Source organism: Bradyrhizobium sp. 190, assembly GCF_023073415.1.
GTDB lineage: Bacteria > Pseudomonadota > Alphaproteobacteria > Rhizobiales > Xanthobacteraceae > Bradyrhizobium.
Map to the genome: position 1 here is coordinate 39402 of NZ_JADPJL010000067.1, position 19248 is coordinate 58649.

The window sequence follows — 19248 nt, forward strand, 5'->3', positions numbered from 1 at the left end:
TGTCCGGCCTTTTGCGCGCGGCGCATGGCCGCTGGCCTCGATGAGATCCGCAAAACGAGGTGCTAAATCAATTTTACGCGCTTGAGCGCATTGGGGACAGTAGCTTCACTCGTTTCGGGATTTCGTCCCATGGGTTCATCGTCTGTTGTTGCACCTTGCCCTCTGCCGGCCTGCGCCGCTCAGATCGTTCTGGCGGTCACTGCGTCCATCAGACAGCGACCGCAGCAATCGCCAGTGTGTCGGGACGCCGATAGTTTCGCTCTTGTTCAGAAGGGCCCAGATGATCCGCGCCATCTTATTGGCCTGCGCGACGGCGGCAACCTTGAAGGGCTCTGGCAAGGAGCGCCTCAGCCACGGCCGCGCCCGAGCATCGTTTCGGGGGACCCGCAAGACGGCTGTTGCCCCGACGACGAGGAGAGCGCGGAGTTCCGGATTTCCCATCTTCGATATTCGTCCCAGCCGCTCTTTGCCTCCGCTTGAATGAGACCGCGGCGTCAATCCCAGCCAGGCGGCAAAGTGGCGAGCCGACTTGAACCCGCCGGGATCCGGCACGAGCGCCTTGATGGTCGCCGCCGTTATGGCGCCGACGCCAGGGATCGTGGTCAACCGACGCATGTCCTCATCGTGCTTGGCCTCCAAGACGATTGCGCGCTCGAGCCTGTCGATCTGGTCGGCTGAAGCTTCAATCTCGGCGACAATAGCCATCAGCGAAGCGTGCTGCTGCGGATAGGCGAGCATCTGTCTCGTCCCGCACGATTGCGACCAGCGCCTCAACCTTTGCCAGGTCGACGGTGGCGATGATCCCCAATTCGGCCAGATGCGCGCGCAGCGCGTTGACCGCCTGCGTTCGCTGCCGCACCAGAAGCGCGGCTCTTCAGCACCATCGCGGGAGCCTGTTGCTCGGCCGTCTTAATCGGGACGAAGCGCATGGTTTTTCGGGTCACCGCTTCGCTGATGGCCTCCGCGCCCGCGGCGTCCGTTTTGCCTCGCTTGACGAAGGGTTTGACATAAGCCGGCGGAATGAGCCGTACCTCATGACTGAGAGCTGCGATCTCGCGCGCCCAATAGCGGGCGCTACCGCATACTTCCACCCCCACCAGGCATGGTGGCAGCTTCTCGAAGAAACGCAGAACTTCGCTGCGCCGTAGCTTCCGGTTGAATACCGGCGAGCCCTCGGCATCCGCGCCGTGAACCTGGAAAACGTGCTTGGCCAAATCCAACCCAATGGTGCTAGCCTGTCTCACGGAACGGTCCCTTCTTTGGGCGTTCGAACAACGACCACGTTCTAGCACGGTCATGCTGTTGGGGCGGGCCGTTCCACCACATCTAAGTTTTATCCAGACCTGAGTTCGCCTCGACTGGTGGGTTTGCCCCGACGGGCGGTGGTAGCGACGGGACTGGCGCGGAGCCCTCGGCATAGCGCAGCGCCAGATCCCGTCGCGGGAGTCTGTTCAACGCGCTACGGCGACCACCCTCAGCTTCTCTTCCCGGTAGAGCCGGAAGAGCTTCTTTTGGTTGATCAGATAGCCCTCCCGCTCGAGCAGAACCTGCAGCCGCCGATAGCCGAAGCGGCGTTCATAGGCAATCGCCTTCATGCGCTGGCGAAGGCTGGCATCGTCAGCCCGGGGGCATCCTGTATCTCATGGTCATGCGGCAGCAGCCGATGGCTTTTCACCCCGCCGTTCGCTCATTCCGAATGCCTCTCGCAGATGGACGACAGCTTCCGCTTCCCCGCGGGCGTCACCACTTCTTTCCCGAGAGTCCTTCATCGCCGCGTTGTCCACGTGGCATCGGCCAGCAACCGTTTCAGACGCGTTTTCTCGTCCTCCAGCGTCTTCAGCCGCTTGGCCTTGGACACCTCCATCCCGCCGAACTTGGCCTTCCATCGTAGATGCTGGGTTGCGAGCACAGATCGACGACCGGAACGCCCGCCTCGTGCTCCTTGAAAATCCCGATGATCTGCTTCTGTATTCGGTCTGTCTCTGCCAATCCTTAAGAGCACGCGCCGCGGGTCCCTGGCTTCTGTTCGTGCTCAGCAAAGCCGCCACATGATGGGATTCGATGGTCGGTCCAAGCTATTCGGCGTAGTCACCCGCCTGGACGGGATGTCACGACAGATCATACGAACTCGACCATCCCAGCGGAATGGCGATGGCGTTCCTACGTCGCCGCTGTCCATCGGAATTCGGTTCCACCGACCCACATTCGGTGAAGGACGACAGCCATCTTTCTGGCCAGCGCGACCTTCGCACGCTTGCTCCCTTGCCGGTGTGCAACACGCACTGCCCAAGCCTTCATCGGAGACCATCGGGTTAATGGCCTGAGAACGATGTTGGCAGCTTCGAACAGGGCCGTGCGCGCCTCCCTATCTCCGACTTTTGTGATCCGTCCCACCCAATCAATTTCGCCGGACTGGTATCGTCGTGGCGTCAACCGAGATAGGCGCCCACGGATTGGGAATACAGGAATCGCCTGGGATCATCCAGAGTGGAGCGGAAGGTCAACGCAGGGACCGGGCCGATCCCTGGGCTCGTCATCAAGAGCCGATATGCCGGGTCGCTACGCACCGCCTTCAGAACCAGCCGATGCAGTCGGGCGTACCCCCGCATCTGCGCTTCGCGTCCGGCAAGCAGCGGATTCCGCAAACAGATTCCGCGAGACGACCCCAACTTCGAGACCGAGGGGACGCAGAAGTCTTCGGATGACTTGCTCCGCGGCAGCGATGGAGCGGACGATATGCTTGCGAGCAGCCGCCAATGTCCGCGCCCTTTGGCTGCCGATGCTCTTGACGTGGACAGGCTTGAGCCATTCCGTTCTCACACCTGCGCGATCCCACGGGCGTCGTTCCGATCGGTCTTCACCGGCATGGCCGAAAGTGCCGCCTTAATCTCGCGGGCTTCCAAACTGACCGCCGATAGCCCCAGTTCGATTAGCTTCGCGGTCACCCATCCGGAGGTCGGTCCTGCCTCCAGGCCCCCCGCTCAACTTGACCAGCCCATGGTTCGAGGTACTGCACAATCGATGGCGCATCCGCCAACGTCGTTCCCTCCTGGATAAGCCTTCCGGTCTCGTCCACCGCACATATCGCAATGGAATTCAGCGAAACATCGAGGCCGACGTAAATCATGGCTTTTCCTCCTTTGGATGGAATCGGTCCATGATCGTCAGTCAAAACGCGCTACACGGCAAACAGGTCAGGCGGTCGGGACCGAATACCCCATCTCTTCCGAAAAGCGGCTGCGCTTCATGCTCTGGTCCTTCCTGGGCCAGAGGGTGTCATTCGGCCTGCAATATTGACCCCGCATTGCCTCATCAAGAATGGTACCGGAGAACTGACCGTCAGGATTGGGGCGGCGATACCGAATCGGATCGGTGTCGCCGATGGCAGGATCAGCATGGGTGCGCGGCGCGAGATCACGGCGGCGGTGGTCGACCGCTATCGATCAGCGGGACGGGCAGATAAGGGGCGCATTCTCGACGAGCTTTGCGCGGTGACAGGCTGGCATCGCAAGCACGCGGTTCGGGCGCTTGCCATCCGTGTCGCAATTTCGCCGGAGGCCCGGCGGCAGCGAAGTCCGACCCATGGCGCCCCTATCAGGGATGCGCTTGTGGCGCTTGTGGGAGGCCTCGGATCGGATCCGCGGCAAGCGTCTCAAAGTAACGATTCCGACGTTGCTGCCTTCGCTGGAGCAGCATGGCCGGCTCAAGCTCGACCAGACCGATCGAGCGCTGGTGCTCGGCGTCAGCGCGGCCACGATTGATCGCCTGCTGGTCGACACCAAAATTGCCGCAGCCGGCGGGAAGCGCCGGCGGGTCGGCTTTTATTCGGCGGTACGGCGTGAAGTTCCGATCCGGACGTTCAACGACTGGCACGATCCGCCGCCAAGGTTCTGCGAGGTTGACATGGTGGTCCTTGGCGGCACATCTGTAGCTGGCTCGTTCATTCAGACGCTGACGATGGTCGACGTCGCGACTGGTTGGACCGAATGCATGCCGCTAGTAACGCGCGAGAGCTGCCTCGTCGTGCGAGCCATGGAGCGCGCACAGAACCTGTTCCCCTGGCTCATTAGCGGTGCTGACTTCGACAACGACAGCGCGCTTATGAACGATGTCGTCGTGTCCTGGTGTCGCACGCAAAAGATCGAGGTGACACGCTCGCGCGCCTACAAGAAGAATGATCAGGTTTTCGTTGAGCAGAAGAATGGCGCGGTCGTCCGGCGACTCGTGGGATACGGTCGCTTCGATGGTGTCGAGACGACGCGCGTGCTCGAACGTTTGTATGCGGCATCTCGGCTGCACACTAACTTCTTCCAGCCGTCCTTCAAGCTGAAGGACAAGCGACGCGAGGGCGCGGAGGTGATCAAGCGCTATCATGTTCCAGCCACGCCTTATGAACGAGCACTGGCGCATCCGAAGTTGAGCAAGGTCGTCAACCGGCGTCTTCGAGAGCTTTATCGCACGCTCGATCCTGTGGCTCTGCTGGCTGAGATGAGAGACGCCCAGGCGGAGCTTGGCACGCGCGTCGGCGCCAGCGCGGGCAAGCTCGCGGCAGCAACCAGCCCACTGGCGCCGACAGAGAGCGCAGCAGCGTTCGCGAAGGGGCTCGGCAATGATGTGCATCTGGGGGAGCAGCGCCTCATCCATCGGCGCATGCGCAAGCCATACAAAAAACGCATGAGAATGCCATCAATGGTCGATCCACACCTTGCTGACATTGAACGCTGGCTCGCGGCGGAGCCCCGTCTGACCGCGCTGGCAATTCTCGGTCGCCTCGCCGAACATTGTGCCTAACAGTTCAGTCCGCCGCAGCACGCCATCGCGCAGCGCTTGTTGGGATCGCTCAAACGCAAAACAGCCGAGACGATCATCCTGCGCACGGCTGAGGGTGCGGTACTGGCCGATGATCCCGGGACCGGGGCCGCCGCTGCGTGTGATGGGCACTACGCGACGTCCCCAGTCCCTCCGATGCTGCGAGCAGTGATGCAGCCTTTGGACCGGCCGACAGTCGGAGCTACATCCGTCAAGCGAAAGTAACATGCTCAGGTGAGGCAATACGGGGGTCAAATTTGGAAACGATGACGTAATTGCGATCGGCGCTGGTGAGCCAGGGAGCTCTAGCTATCGTGGACCTTTGAACCCATGTTCGCCTCACCTCAACTCTCATCGTGATGTCTGGCTCTTTGTCGCATCGGCGAGGCGATGCAATACCGTGTCTCTGGAAGGCGCACTGACGGCCGGGACGTCGGCGGAGCACGCCCGCTCGTTCCCTTGAAGAGTCGATATCCCCGGACGCACCTGTGCGTTCCTGGCTGCGCGACAGGCAACTCAGCGCGATCTTGTCGATTTCAATGCTTCGGCCAAAGAGTCCTCGAATATTTGAAGGCCTTCGTGCAGAGTCTCAAGATCGATCGTAAGTGCAGGGAGGAATTTTATGACCTGATCATGGGGTCCGCAACGTTCGACAAGCAGTCCCTTTTCAAATGCTTTGCGTGTCGTAATCTCCGCGATTTCGGCCATTTGGCAATCAAACCCCAGAGCCAAGCCTCGCCCTCGAACAGCAAAACTGTTTCCATGTTGGGATGCAACGGCGTCAAGCCGGCGCCGCATCAGCTTACCCATGCGCTGAACACCCTGCGAGAAAGTCTGCGTCCGCCAGTAAAGATCTATGGCCGCCGTTGCAGAGACAAGCGCAAGGTTGTTACCGCGGAAAGTACCGGTGTGCTCTCCCGGCTGCCAGGAGTCAAATTCCTCTTTGATCAACAACATCGATAGTGGCAGACCAAATCCACTTAGGGATTTTGACAGGACCACAATATCTGGCGACAGCCCCGCGAACTCAAAGCTGAAGAATTCACCGGTCCGACCGCAACCCATCTGGATATCGTCAACTATGAATAGGGCACCAACGCTTCTTGCTATGTCTTGAATTGATTGCAACCATTCCCTGCCTGCTACATTTATGCCGCCTTCTCCCTGCACAGTTTCCACGAGTATCGCAGCTGGATAATCGACTCCACTGCTCTCGTCCATCAACACGTTTCGGACGAAGTTAGCTGTATCCACGGCCAACCCGAAATAGCCATCATAGGGCATGAAAGTTGCGCCAGACAAAGAAACACTGCTACCCACGCGATAGAAGCGATTACCGCTTGCGGCAATGGCTCCTAAACTCATGCCGTGATATCCGCGCGTGAACGAGATGACGTTTTGTCGCCCCGTGACTTTGCGTGAGAGCTTCAAAGCTGCCTCAATCGCATTAGCACCTGTTGGCCCGGTGAATTGGAATCGGTATTGTAGATTCCGCTCCCGCAAAATGACCGAGCTGAAGGTCTCCATGAACTCGAGCTTTGCCGGGGTGGCCATATCAAGCCCGTGGACCACCGCGTCCGATGCAAGATATCGCGTGAGTGCGGCTTTGATCTCGTGATTGTTGTGGCCGTAGTTCAGCGCTCCAGCACCCGAGAGGAAGTCGATGAGCTTTCGACCATCATCCGTTAACATAATCGAGCCGCGCGCTCGACTGAAGACTGCCGGAAAAGAGCGAGAGTATGACCGGACGTTTGATTCAAGTGCTTCGAGCGCTTCCAAAGTCCGCATGGTAGAGGGTTTGACAGCCATTCCGCCCATTCTCTCCTCCGCGAGCAAGTTGCTTGAAGAAGCACGTTCCGATTGCGCAATCAACGGAACGCGTAACAGATCGCCTCCTACTTGAGAACGGGCAACAAAGAAACCTACTAACAATGGGAGTGGTCTTGCTGAGAGTTATCCAATTACGACCCACCGATTTTCAAAAAGGAATGCTTCTTCAGTCTTCAGGGAAACCCCTCCGGGCTGGGACCCGCTGGTGGCGAAGCTCTGACCACACCTTTCCATTCCCTCTTTTGCTACGGCCGAGCCGCGTTTTGACTTGGGCTTCGCATTCGGTTTGAACGATCGACGTTTTCAGGCGTAGGCGGTTCGCGTTGCCCACGAAGTACGCGTGCTGCGCAGTTGGGCTGAGAAACCGGAAACCAGAATCGGGACGCTCCTTGCGTCTCGGGCCTGCTACCGATTGACACCCACACTGACTTGACACTTGACAAAGGCTGTCTCGCTCCGCGCAATGGCTACGGCAACTCGCTCGGTTCAGCGAAGACATCAAGGAAGCCGGATAATTGATTCAATACACGATCTGGGCGGGGTGGGCTACCTACCCCTTCCTCGCCTCGACCGTCCGATTTCATGGTCGAGTGTCTCAGCTGCAGGAGGGGCGCTGCAGTGCCGGACTAAGTAATTCGCTCGATTAATCGGCAATTGGCTCTCTCGAGGCGGTCCATGCTCTCACTCATCCTAAACGACTCTTAGCGTCGGTTTTGTGTGGGAGCGATGGTCGCAGATTGTGCTTAGGCAAGGAGACTAGGATGCGCATACGAACGACTGACGCTCTTGCAACCTTCTCAAACAACATAGAGCACCGTCGGCTTTGGCCGTGAGTGACTGGCTCGACGAGCAGACGCTGGCGAGAAAGTTCGAGCTGTCGGCACAGAGGCGCGCAAGGCTCTACCGCTGCTGCTGCGACAAGCATTTTACGGCTGGGTGCCACGCCAGGGCGCTATTGTCCAAGTGAATTTGTGGCGAGCGGCTAGCTCAAGGAGCAGTTTCTGACGACTCCCGGCGCTCCGGTGGTGCTCATGAGCCCGGACATTCCCTGAAGACTTTGATCGAATCCTGGACGCCGATGTTATTGAATCCATTCTTGGTCTGATAGCCAGACATCAACATGATCACATGGACCTTCCGTTTCCGAGCAGATTGCGCCGATTGCACACGGACACGCCCCATCACTATTTGGGCGCTGAGCCTGCTGAAACGGAAGACTCTTTTTCTCGGCGGCCTGCCGCCGAGCTTGAGCCAGTCATACGTCAAGGGCCGGAAACGATCGGTGCGTTCATTGCTGAGCCGGTGCTGGGTACGGCCGGGACAACGCCGCCGCCTGCAGGTTATTGGCGTTGAATTCAAGCCCTGCTTCAGGCGCTAAGACGTTCTTTTGATCGCGCACGAAATAATTTTCAGGTTTGGTCGGACCGGTGCGGACTTCGGTTGCACCCTATACTCGATCGAGCCCGATTTGGTGACAGTCGCCCAAGGGGCTGACGTCCGGCTACGTCCCGCTTTCGGGAGCAATCGTTGGCGAAAAAGTCTACGCAGTTCTGGAGGAGACCGCCGATCGAGTCGGGGCATCTATTTCGCGCATCTGCGGCCACTGCTGCCAATGCCGTTCTAAATGTTTTTGATAAAACGCAACTAACTGACCGTGTCAGGATTGTTGGCTCCTTTTTTCAAAAACGACTCAAAGAAACGGTTCGCATAAACTAGAAATCGTTGGAGAAGTGCGAGGCGTTGGTTTAGTCGGCGCGATCGAATTCGTTGCGGATCGCCAGACCAAGCGGTGTTCGATCGTAGCTGAGGTGGGCGCCCGCCTGTCCAAGGCTGGTTGTCATCGGGGGCATATTGCACGAGCAATGCCGCACGGAGAAATTCTTGGTTTGCTCCACTCTAATGCCGGTGCGACATGATTTCCCGGATGATCTGCGAAGCCTGGGCGCTGATCAGCCGGCCTTCAGCGATGGCGGTCAGCGTCGTAAGGAAGTCGTCGGCGGTGCTCACTGCAAGTACGTCGGATCATTGGCGTGGCGGAATTGTCGCTCAGAATAATCATGAGCGTCGCGACATCGCAGAGTGGCATGGTTTGCGCCGGCCGAAAGGTGCCGTAGCACTCCCGATCCGCCGACGAGATCGCTGGCCTTGATAGTGATGATCTGGTCCAGCAATTGACGGCCTTTTTCTACCTCGTTCATCAGCGCGACAAGGATCCGAAGCTTGATGCGGCTGGCGGTCGATTTTCCCGCCTGCCAAGCGATCGTCCTCCCCATCGAGATGTTACGTCCAGCGAAAGCGACATCGCCGGATCAGGTCCTAGCAAGATCGATCGCGCTACAACTGCTAGAAAGGTCCGTTCTTTTGATAGGTCCTTTCGAAGAATCACGACCATCGAAAATATCCTTAGTTCTCCGCAGTGATCCAGGTCTCTGCGAGCTCTGGAAGACTCTGCCCCGTGGGCGAAACACCTGCAACAACAACCTCTTCGACATCCATATTACGAAGCACTCGCTCAGGCTTAGTTGAAACTGAACGACTCGAGGCACCCAAGTGCTCATTGAGTTTTCTAAAACGCATCAGCTTTCTTGTTCCTTCCAGAATGGCTACGAACTATCAAGTTCGGCTTGACGCTTTCGATGTAGCGCCGCTGGTTTTCTAAAGAAAGGATCCTTCGGAATACTCGATGGGGTTCGCACAAAAGATGTTCTGGCATAAACTCCACCTCAAGCAGCTTTTGTGATGGACGCAGTTTTCTCTAACAATGGCGATTTGTTTCGTGGATACTGGCACTGCTGTTCGATGAGGCTGCGCAGCGCCTCGGCGTGCTCGCGGAAGCCTCAGCGCACGCAGCGCGGAGAAGGTGCGGCCCCAGAACTTCGCGGCGAGTTCGCAATTGGCCTAGAGAGCGGAGATATCACCTCTTCTTTCATGGTCGGCTTGCAACTCGTCGTTATCTCAGGACTGCCGATTCTCGGCAGAAGCTCGCACGACCGAAAAAGTTTTCGGACTAGCTCGATTTCATTCGCGAATGATGGCGAATTGGTCGTGCGACGGAAGCGTGCGTCATCCGCGCGAGATCGGTGATGTCGTAAACGGGCAGCTTCGTGCTGCTGCGCACGGCCGCCGACACCATAGGGAATGCCGTGCACTCGAGCAGCACCGCGGCCACCTCCGGATGCTTCGCGCGCAGCCGCGCCAAGCAGGCGACGACGTCCTTCTCTAGGCCGGCGGTGCCGCTCCATGCCGGCGGCCGCTTCATCTCGTCGTGCCAAAAGTCGCTGCCTTCAATGCCGCCGATCACGATGCGTGCTCGATCGGCGCGGTCGTCGATGCCGAGCAGTTCCTCGCGCAATCGCGTGGAGTCGAAAGTGGCGACGGCGATCTTCGCCTGCTTCGGCGCCTGGCGCAGTAGCAGCGGAAGAAGCAGCAGGCTCGACATCGCTACGGGTACATTCACGGCCGCCGCCACGGCACCCTGGTAGCGAATCGTGAAGCCACAATTCGAGATGATCGCGGCGGCATCTCGTTCGACGAGGCGCTTCGCGGCGGCGACGTACGCCGGTTCTAGCCCCGGGTCGCCGCGCACGACGCTGTCCGCCCAGGCGCCGGGCACGGTCTCGAGTAGGACCGGGAAGTCGAATGTTTCGGGGGTTGACAGCGAGCCGCGAGTCTTCGACGGGCGGGCGGGCTCGCCGCGATCAAGGAGAAGGATGCCGAGGGATGGGGGTGTTTGCGTCGTCATAAGCAAAATTCTAGCACAGGCCCTGCGCAGGATTTAGACGTTGTCGGCTGTAGATTTGTGGAACTCCTGCGCGCGAGGGCCCAATGCGATATGCGGCGGCGAGGAGTGGCGCCCTGGGATCGCCCGCTGGCATCACTCGGAATACTGCACTTCGACGCGCCGCGTTCGAGGTCGAGGATGCCGAGGCTTCGCGGATGCTCAAGAGAACTCTCGGGCATGTTCCTCGAGCTGCTATCGCGAACCCTTGCCTGTTCCACCCCGGTGCTTTAACGGACGACCACTTAGGTTTACACGGGCAAGCGCCGGCTCCGATGAGCAATCCTGTTAGCCAGCAGCCAGAAACGCAAGGCGAGGAGAGCACCGTAGAGGGTCGCTCCCGTTGATAAGCCGATCCAGATACCAACGGCGCCAAGGCCAATATTCAAACTAAGCACGTAGCTAAGGGAGAGGCCGACCAGCCAATATGCGATGCATAGGAAGAGAAGCGGCACCCGCGTGTCCTTTAGTCCACACAGGGCACCCGCCGCAATGGTGGCGACGGCCTCTGTGATGTAGCAGCTCGCACCGGCCAAAACAAGCTTTGCAGCTAGTCCGGTTGTCGCACCGGCATCGCCGGTCGATTCTCCAAGAAATAGATTGGTGATTTGGAAGCGTGCGGCGACAATCGCAAATGTCACTATCGTGGCGACCACCATACCGAGCAGCATTCCGACCAGACCCGCCCGCTTGACGCCGGGGCCGTCATTCCGTCCGACCGCATGGCTAACGCGCACGGCCGTCGCAGTGGCGATGCCGTAAGACAACATGAACAGGATCACGGCAACCTGAACCGCGATCTGATGGGCGGCGAGTGCGCTAGCGCTAATCCGGCCCGCCAGGAGCGCGGCGGCCGAGGAGAGTCCGTACGCCATCAGCCCCTTGATCGAAATCGGTGTTCCGATCACGATTAGTTGCCGCATCAAGGCGCGATCGAAGCGCCAGAGATGTGCCAACACGTGATAGTCACGGAAAGGTAGACGCATCGTGGCGAGGTATAGACCAGCCAAGAACGTCCCGGAATTCACGAGGGTAGTTGCAAGGCCTGCCCCGAACAGCTCCAGTCGCGGCAACCCGAGCTTCCCATACATGAGTAGATAAACCAGCAGCGCATTAATGGGGACGGCCGCGAGCGTGATCCACAACACTGGCTCAGGCCGATTGACCGCACCCATGAAGCTGCGAAGGACTGCGAAGCACAGGGCCGGCGCCGTGCCCCACGTTAGTCCGAGCAGATATTGCTGGGCGAGCCATGCCTCATCTGGCTTTTGGCCAATGGCGAGCAGTACTGACTGTCCTTGCAGCGCGAACACCATGATCGGGAACGATAACAGCACGGCCTCCCAGAGGCTCATGCGCAGAGAGCGCCTTATCAGGCTTAGATTATTCGCTCCAAACGCCTGCGCCGCCACCGGCTGGATCGCCGCCAGCAGCCCCAATCCGAATGTGAATCCGAACAGATAAATCCTCCCAGCCAGCGCTGCCGCAGCCAACACATCAGCGCCGGCTCGTCCGATGAAGACAAGATCGGTGGTCATCATCGCGATTTGCCCAATCTGCGACAACACCATCGGCAACGCCAATCTCGCAGTTTTGCAGAGCTCCACAATGATGTACTGATCACCCGGCCGTCGGCCTTTTTGTCCGTGTCGTGATTCCGACACTGTTTTTGCTTCGGCTGTTCTGTCTTTGGACATCATATTGCAGAGCCTGCGCGAGTTTGCGCCAAGGTGAATACTGGTGCTGTGGCCTTCGAACTTCCAAGCGACGCATATGCCGAACTGAGAGGTGATAACATGTATGCTACCATTGCGGCTCCTTGAGCAGAGATGCTGAGTTACCTGCCCTTCAAGACACGTGCCAACTGCTACAGCTCGACTAATATATGCAATTTGCTCAAGCTCATCGTCGTTTACCCGGAAGCGTGTCGCGAACCCTCGCGACCCATTTGCTCCATAAGGCGCTAGTCCTTCCCAAAGAGGCACGGACAGAGTGACGCAAGCAAAGTTTACCAGGAGCAGATTGTCCCTGTATTGAAGGAGCAGAGCTTGTGGGCCGATGACTGAGAGTCGATGTTGGCGGCATCGACGTAGCGTCGCCTGAGGTGCCCTTCCCTTCAGGTGCGATGATGGACTCGATGGCGGAGCGGCGGACAACGTCCGATCTGCGGTGTGTAAGAGAGGCCTCTGTGAAGGGCGGCGGGATAGCGCTTTGAGGGGTCAGCGTGCTGCCCCCTCAAAGCGCCCCACAACTGGCGAGCATACCGCCCCATTGCGTCGGTCCATTCAACCGACCCGCGCCAATGAACGTTGGCATTCTTGATGTCTAGTACAGCAGCTTCAGCGCCGCCCCGTCGGTCAACGCGCTCCCGCACGGTCTTTGGTGTTCCTTTGCACGTGAGTTCCTGTATTCATCAGGTGCCGATTTTATAGGCTTGACCGCTGTCTCACCCCCTCGACTTCTTGACGAAGGGCACGGTCGCGGATTCGAAGCAACTAATGTCGATCCACCGTGAGTTCCCAACCTTGTACTTTCGTGACGAATGGCTAGTCCCTCTCAGCCGAGCAGGCTACGCAGGAATGAACATCATCACACCCGCTTTTGGAGGAGTTATATTTCCAAGCCCCTTATCGATCGTCGGACGTTAAGCTGCCAAAGCTTGCGATCAGCTTGCGGAAACCGGCCAGGCATAGCGAGTGCCAAGCATGGCTTGGGTACTGGAGATCACTGGCACCCGATCTCGCTCTCTCAATATGAGACACGATCCGCATGCAGTGCACGAAAAAAAGAGCGCATCCGGCTTTTGGCATTCTTGATCAGCACCTTAGCAGCGTCGAAAATCGCCTCGCGGCTGATCGCGCTTATCTCCGCGTCTGTCCGCTTTTCGAATGTGCCATGGGTAGTAATCTCGAAACCTGCTTCTCGAAAAAATGGCAGAAACGTCCCGTGCGTCGCAATTCCGTATGGGGTCAACAGCGCAATTCTCTTTGCTTTGATATGAGAGCAAAGCCTCTAACCCTGCCACGGCGGGCGAGGTGTATTTCAAGCTTGGTCGTGCTTTCTCCAACTGCGACAGTACTACCCCGGCTCATAGCTACAGTGCCACTGGTGTAGCTGAAGGCCAGCAAATCGAGGCGACCTTCCGGGGGGCAGGTTAGCCACGGCCTCAGAGAGCGTCCTTAAAAGTGATTGGGATACGGGAGCGTCCATTGGGCCTCTTTGAGCCTAGAAAGTGCATTTGTCAGCCGCGGTTACAACAAGTCCAAACCAACACCCTTAGGCAGGGAAGCAGACCTGGGCACGGCCTCGGTCTATACCATCGACCGGGATCCTGCCGGCGGCCTGCATGCCAACCTTTCTCGCATCCTATAAGACTTGAACGATGAGAGTCTGAAGGCGCTACATGTTCTTCGCGTTTTTGCGGCGAATTATTGGCCAGCTGCAGAAAAGCCAGCTGATCTTCCCCCGAAAAAATGGACAGGGTTAAGCTGCTTTTAGCTCCAGCTCGACCGGGCTGATGTAGCCGATGGCCGAGTGGCGCCGCGTCCGATTGTAGAAGCCCTCGATGTAAGCAAAGATATCACGTCTGGCTTTCTCACGTGTTGCATAGCGCCGGTGATGGACGAGTTCGGTCTTGAGCGTGTGGAAGAAGCTCTCCATCGGGGCGTTGTCATAGCAATCTGCCCTACGGCTCATCGAGGCCCGCAGGCCAGCGGACTGCATCATCTTCCGATACTCCGCCGAAGCTTATTGGGCGGATTCAATCGATCCTCTCAACACTCTAGCAAAAGAGGTTGCGATGAAGAGATACAGGCGTTCGGATCGGTGTGTGCGAGCAGCGTTGAGATCGCCAGGCCGCCCTTCAGGGGCGCGGCGAGAGAATTGTAGACAGTTCTGGACCGCGATTGCCTCGGGGCGCTCGAGCGAGGATGCTGCGGTAGACGCCAGGGTGTCGCCGGCTGTCGGAGTACGCTGGTTCCGGAGGGCGGGCGGCGTGCCACCAACACATTTCTCGGAGTCGTCAAAACCTCCATCAGGGCGCTACCTTTCGTTTGCCGAACGGGAGGAGATCGCCATTTTGCGCGCGCAGGGTCAGGGAGTGCGAACAATCGCGCGTCAGCTTGATCGCCCTCCATGCACGATTTCTCGTGAGCTCCGGCGCAATGCGGCGACCCGCGGCGGCGCTCTAGATTATCGAGCGACCACGGCACAATGGCACGCTGATCGGTCGGCCCGGCGGTGGTGAAGTTCCGATCGAGCATGTTCGGGGCGATCGGGAAGTCGTGGCCGCTATCGGTGGTACGCACCCGTCGTGGCCGCGCCATGATGGCCCTGATCCCATGCCGGCGCATCAATCGCTCGATGCGACCGCGGCTCACCTCGCGGCCCAGGGCTCTCAGCTCGGCATGAATGCGCGGGCTGCCATAACGCCCGGATGTATCGCGACGAACCCGTTTGATGTCGACGACGAGCTCCCGATTGGCGGCAGCTCGCTGGCTCTCCGGGCGCGCACGCCAGGTATAATAGCCGGCTGGCGAGACCCCGAGCACGTCGCACAGGATCCTCACCGGATAGTCGGCGCGCCGATCTTCGATGAAGCGGAATCTCATTTCGGAACTCCAGCAAAGATCGCGATCGACTTTTTTAAAATGTCGCGCTCCATGCGCAGCCGCTCGTTCTCCCGCTGCAAACGGGCGACCTCCGCCGCATGGTCCGCCGACGGCAGCGTCGCCTGCGTTGTGGGGCGCCGCGCCGCCGCCGTCGGCTCGCGCCCAGCCTCACGTCGTTCCACCCAGCGCCGCAAACGGAATCGCGCAGGCCAAGCTTCTTGGCGACCGACCCGATCGAGCGGCCGCTCGATGCCACCAGATCAACCGCTTGCCGCTTATAGTCGTCTGTAAACGACCGACGTTGACGTCCTTCCATCCGACACCTCCTGGCTCATCGAGCCTACTACAGGTGTCCATCAATTCGGAGGAGGTTCAGGGCGCTCGCCGTCCGCTCGCTCAACCAGGTTGGAACAGGCCACCCCGAGGGTCTCTGCGATCCGTTTCACGGCATATCCTCCGGTACCTGGGTCGAGAAACAACAAGAGGCGTCTTGATCGTATTCGGCTGGCGAAGACAGCGCTTGAAGCAGAGGTGAGACGAGAACCGGGTATGATCGATGCCAACGGACCTGGTCCATCTTCTGGAATGCAGGGCTATGAGCGGTCCAATGGCTCGCCCGAAGGAGGACCGCCCCGAGAGCGCACGCAACTGAAGTGATAAGGCCAGCGGGCGATCATGAATGATAATGCTTCTGAAAGCGAGAAATGATTAGCTCTGTAACCTGATCGGAGCGATCTACCCCGGAAGCTAGCTTTGCATCGTATAGTCCCCCCGGGTTTATAAGATTAAATTCTATTATGTAGGGATAAGCCATATCTAACCCGACGAAATTGATCCCGTACTCCATCAGCTTTCGCCCGATCAACTCGGCGAGCTCGATTTCAGCGGAATTCAAGTCAACTGGAACCGGCTTTGCTCCTTGCGCGATATTCGACCTGTGATCGTCTGGAGATCCTTTCCGACCATGCCAGGCAACCGCCTGCCCGCAGGCAACGATGATGCGCTTTTCGCCTTGCGCTACTTCGGGAATGAACTGCTCAAGAATAGCGTACTCAGCTTTGAAGCCACCTAATCCATACCCGGACTGGTTCTGGGCGACAATGAATTCGCGTTCTACGAGACCGCCGAATTCGCTCTGCGCGTCAGCATTTCCGGTAAGACATTGGAGGATCGCTCGTACATTTGGTCCGTTGGGAGGAAGCAAGAACACGTTTTGCCCGCAAGTGCCGCTTGGCGGCTTCGCCACCCACCACTGATCTGCGCTCTGCCGATAGTGTTCCCAAAGTACCGAGAAATCATTCGATATATATGAAGAAGCCCTATTCACTTTTGGAACAATGTGGCCCAATGCATGTTTTGTCTCTAGAAACAACGTGCCTTCAATGCTGTTTACGAAGGTGGTATGTTGGGAAGCTAGCCACAGCATTCGCCAAACATCGCGGGCCACGATAAATGGGGGCGCACTAGTGACCCAGATAAGCTGGCATTCGTCAAGAAAATACACGCCCCGACTCCCCCGTGCCGCAGAGCCAAGATGGTATGGCTCGCCATTTGCCGGCACCAGTACACCCCGTGTGAAGTAACGGTAGTCATCTGCCCCTATAGCCGTGATCTCGCCGAAAATTACTTCCCAGCCGAAACGACGGAACGCATTGCTGATAGGTACATCATTTTCGCCTAAGCAATCTGGACGGCCTGTGAGTATGAGCAATCTCATCACGTTCTCCTAGCTCGACCAGCAAGAGAAATTGAAATAGTGGCACGATCCCGAGCGTCGAAAGTATTGAGGCAACCATCTGCCATCGCTATAGAGTAGGAAAACGTTACCTCGAAAGGGAATTTCGACGCTATTCGCGACGATCTGCTTTGTCGCTGGGACATTGGGCTCGCGCTCGCTCAGGGTTGCTGCGTTTAACAAGCAATCGCCATGCCAGCGTTGTCTTCGCTACTAAGCTAGCGATTCTGAGTTTAGAAGGGTCTTTCAAGGAACACATGTGGTTTGAACCTGACAAGACTTGAGCCTTTGTGAGAAACCAGACACCGATAGTCGCGTTTGCCGGAGGCCTTATCAGAACGTCGGTTGGCAGTTGCTCCCGTATGTTTGCCTGCGTTGCGACGTTTCTGGGGGAACGACAATGCAGAGTTGATGTCGACCTAGCACCTGTCGCGGAGCTATGCGGGAAACCGGGTGATGACGGTATGAGATAGGCGGCGTATCGAGCCTGCCAAAACTTCTCACGGGGAGATACGCTATGAACGAGACTAGCAACATTGTGCCGCTTCGTCAGCCCGACGAGATCGATGATCCACTGACCAATATTCTGCGTGCCGGTACGCGACAGATCTGACGCAGACGATCGAGGTGGAAGTCGGGACGTTTGTTGCCACGATGAAGGATCTGAAGCTGGCTGGCGTCGCGCCCGTGTGGTGCGGTAGAGAACGGCCCGGCGCTGACGATCCAGACCGGCATCGGCCCAGTCGAGGTGGCGCGGGCGAAGATACGAGACCGCGGGGCGGCCGGCGACGGCAAGCGGATCCGGTTCAGTTCGGCAATCCTGCCGCTGTGGGCGCGGCGTACCAGGAGCCTGGATGCGCTGTTGGCGGAGCTCTACCTGAGGGCCATCTCAACCGGCGATTTCCAGAAGGCGTAAGCTGCAAGCTGAGGCCGTTAGGCGGCGTGGTTCCACGGCATAAGCGCGTCGATTGGCTGCTCGGCCAGCCGTTGGCGATACGCTGAAGTGTCAGGGTGAGCCAGGCGAACGGATCGACGTTGTTCATCTTCGCTGTCTGCAGCAGTGTTGCGATGGTCGCCCAGGTCCGTCCGCCGGTGCCGTCCGGAATGCGGTTGGAATTCGGTTTGGCGCGTTCTCCGAGTAACACGAAAGTATCGTTTCAGGCGGCGAGGTCAATCGGTTGATCGATGGGTTTTGTGGCGAGGGTCTGCCAGCCGTCGACCTTGCGCATGTTGATCTGCCCTGATGCAAGCAACGCCCAGAACAACATCGCGGCGGTGTCGGCCGACGGCAGCACGGTTTGGGTTTTGATCCGGCGCTTGAACTCTTCGTGCAGCCGCTCGATTTCATTGGTTGTGCGCAAGCTGCGCCACTGGCTGGGCGGCATGCGCGCGAAGGTGAACAAACGATCGCCGGCTTCCTCCAGGCTCTCGGCCACGGCGCGATGCTTCAGCCGCCATTTGCGGATGAAGGCCTTGCGGCGAGCCGCGATCTCCTCCGGTGTCGTCGCATAGATCATGTCGTTGTAGTCCGCGGTGATCTCCTCATGCAGGCGTTCGGGCGCGTGGGCCAGAAGGTTTCTGTGCTTGTGGACCGTGCAGCGTTGCACCGGCACGCCGTCCCAGACCGCGGCAATGGCCTTGTCGAGCCCCGGCGCGCCGTCGACGATGAGGAACTCGGGACGCCTGAGCCCGCGCTTGATGAGATCGCCGAGCACCGTGCGCCAAGCCTCGGCGCTCTCGCCGCCCATGCTCTTGATCGCAAGCAGAACTTTTTGGCCGTCCGCGCGCACGCCGAGAACAACCAGCAGCGAGATCGAGGTCGCCTTGCGGTCGAGCCGCACGCGAACCACGGTGCCGTCGAGGATCAGCCGTACGATCGACTCCTCGGCCAGCGAACGGCTGTTCCATGCGTCCCAGTCGCTCTTCACCTTGCGCCAGGTCCGACTCACCGTGTCCTTGCCAACCGTTCCGCCGAACAGCGCCGCCAGCGCGCGCCGCACCCGCCGCGTATTGGTGCCGGCCAGATAGCTGCCCGCGATCAGCGCATCGGCGGCAAGCGTACGCCGCTGATAGGCTCGCAACGCCCCGCTCTTCCATTCCGTGGTCTTGCCCTCGGCGTCGCCAAGCCGGGCCCGCGGCACCGCGATCTCGATCGGTCCGAACGTGCCCGTCAGCCTTCGCGTCCGGCTGCCGTGGCGATGGCCCGTGACGCCAGCTTTTGCTTCATTGCCGGCCATCTGGCTGCGTCCGTAGCGCGGCCGCGACAGCGCAGCATCGAGTTCGCTCCGAAGTAGTTCTTCGATGAACTGCCGCGATCGAGCCCGCACCTCGGTCTCGATCGGGTCAAACCAGTTGTCGAAAAGATCAACGGCCAGTTCGGTCGCAGGCTGCAAGGAATCAGGCGTCGTGATAGACTTGTTCATGGCGTGGTCTCCAGTCCGACGCTTCAACGCCGGATGATTCGAGGTTCATCACCCCGGAGACTA

The 19248-nt window shown here is 58.8% G+C and carries 10 protein-coding genes and 9 pseudogenes; 4 read left to right on the forward strand and 15 right to left on the reverse strand.

Annotated features, from left to right (window positions below; genetic code table 11):
• Window positions 1-135 precede the first annotated feature (135 nt).
• The 4 genes and pseudogenes from IVB22_RS42195 to IVB22_RS34885 form a co-directional block, all read right to left on the reverse strand.
• Window positions 136-738, reverse strand: a complete 603-nt coding sequence (locus IVB22_RS42195) for an IS110 family transposase (protein ID WP_374207794.1) — start codon at window positions 736-738, stop codon at window positions 136-138.
• 32 nt (window positions 739-770) lie between these two features.
• Window positions 771-1214, reverse strand: a complete 444-nt coding sequence (locus IVB22_RS42200) for a hypothetical protein (RefSeq protein ID WP_374207795.1) — start codon at window positions 1212-1214, stop codon at window positions 771-773.
• Window positions 1215-1469: 255 nt separating this feature from the next.
• A pseudogene (locus tag IVB22_RS34880) lies at window positions 1470-1989 on the reverse strand (transposase); the annotation flags it as partial.
• Between the two features lie 171 nt (window positions 1990-2160).
• Window positions 2161-3127, reverse strand: a pseudogene (locus IVB22_RS34885) (IS110 family transposase).
• Between the two features lie 455 nt (window positions 3128-3582).
• Between IVB22_RS34885 and IVB22_RS34890 the strand changes: the two are divergent.
• Complete coding sequence (locus IVB22_RS34890; RefSeq protein ID WP_247521684.1) at window positions 3583-4791, forward strand: transposase family protein; 1209 nt, start codon at window positions 3583-3585, stop codon at window positions 4789-4791.
• Between the two features lie 534 nt (window positions 4792-5325).
• Here IVB22_RS34890 and ectB read toward each other — a convergent pair.
• Window positions 5326-6618: a diaminobutyrate--2-oxoglutarate transaminase gene (gene ectB / locus IVB22_RS34895; protein WP_247521685.1), complete on the reverse strand. Its 1293-nt coding sequence runs from the start codon at window positions 6616-6618 to the stop codon at window positions 5326-5328.
• Window positions 6619-7758: 1140 nt separating this feature from the next.
• On the opposite strand from ectB, the pseudogene IVB22_RS34900 reads away from it, so the two are divergent.
• A pseudogene (locus IVB22_RS34900) lies at window positions 7759-8525 on the forward strand (aminotransferase class III-fold pyridoxal phosphate-dependent enzyme); the annotation flags it as partial.
• A gap of 74 nt (window positions 8526-8599) precedes the next feature.
• On the opposite strand, the pseudogene IVB22_RS34905 reads toward IVB22_RS34900, so the two are convergent.
• The 5 genes and pseudogenes from IVB22_RS34905 to IVB22_RS34925 all read right to left on the reverse strand — a co-directional run.
• A pseudogene (locus tag IVB22_RS34905) lies at window positions 8600-8912 on the reverse strand (serine hydrolase).
• A gap of 734 nt (window positions 8913-9646) precedes the next feature.
• Window positions 9647-10381 (reverse strand): hypothetical protein, encoded by a 735-nt coding sequence (locus IVB22_RS34910; RefSeq protein WP_247521687.1) that lies wholly within the window; start codon window positions 10379-10381, stop codon window positions 9647-9649.
• A 287-nt stretch (window positions 10382-10668) separates the two neighbouring features.
• Window positions 10669-12114, reverse strand: a complete 1446-nt coding sequence (locus tag IVB22_RS34915; protein ID WP_247521709.1) for an MATE family efflux transporter — start codon at window positions 12112-12114, stop codon at window positions 10669-10671.
• Window positions 12115-13165: 1051 nt separating this feature from the next.
• Window positions 13166-13390, reverse strand: a complete 225-nt coding sequence (locus IVB22_RS34920) for a hypothetical protein (RefSeq protein WP_247521688.1) — start codon at window positions 13388-13390, stop codon at window positions 13166-13168.
• A gap of 510 nt (window positions 13391-13900) precedes the next feature.
• Window positions 13901-14164: pseudogene (locus IVB22_RS34925) on the reverse strand (IS3 family transposase); the annotation flags it as partial.
• A 52-nt stretch (window positions 14165-14216) separates the two neighbouring features.
• Between IVB22_RS34925 and IVB22_RS34930 the strand changes: the two are divergent.
• Window positions 14217-14657, forward strand: a pseudogene (locus tag IVB22_RS34930) (helix-turn-helix domain-containing protein); the annotation flags it as partial.
• A 130-nt stretch (window positions 14658-14787) separates the two neighbouring features.
• Here IVB22_RS34930 and IVB22_RS42205 read toward each other — a convergent pair.
• The 3 genes and pseudogenes from IVB22_RS42205 to IVB22_RS34940 form a co-directional block, all read right to left on the reverse strand.
• Window positions 14788-15027 (reverse strand): annotated as a pseudogene (locus IVB22_RS42205) (IS3 family transposase); the annotation flags it as partial.
• A 34-nt stretch (window positions 15028-15061) separates the two neighbouring features.
• Entirely contained in the window at window positions 15062-15343 is a 282-nt protein-coding gene (locus IVB22_RS42210; protein WP_374207796.1) for a transposase, read from the reverse strand.
• Between the two features lie 357 nt (window positions 15344-15700).
• Complete coding sequence (locus IVB22_RS34940; RefSeq protein ID WP_247521690.1) at window positions 15701-16744, reverse strand: RimK family alpha-L-glutamate ligase; 1044 nt, start codon at window positions 16742-16744, stop codon at window positions 15701-15703.
• A gap of 535 nt (window positions 16745-17279) precedes the next feature.
• On the opposite strand from IVB22_RS34940, the pseudogene IVB22_RS42215 reads away from it, so the two are divergent.
• Window positions 17280-17675: pseudogene (locus IVB22_RS42215) on the forward strand (IS256 family transposase); the annotation flags it as partial.
• Window positions 17676-17695: 20 nt separating this feature from the next.
• On the opposite strand, the pseudogene IVB22_RS34945 reads toward IVB22_RS42215, so the two are convergent.
• Window positions 17696-17853, reverse strand: a pseudogene (locus tag IVB22_RS34945) (transposase domain-containing protein); the annotation flags it as partial.
• A gap of 66 nt (window positions 17854-17919) precedes the next feature.
• Complete coding sequence (locus IVB22_RS34950; RefSeq protein WP_247521691.1) at window positions 17920-19185, reverse strand: IS256 family transposase; 1266 nt, start codon at window positions 19183-19185, stop codon at window positions 17920-17922.
• Window positions 19186-19248 lie beyond the last annotated feature (63 nt).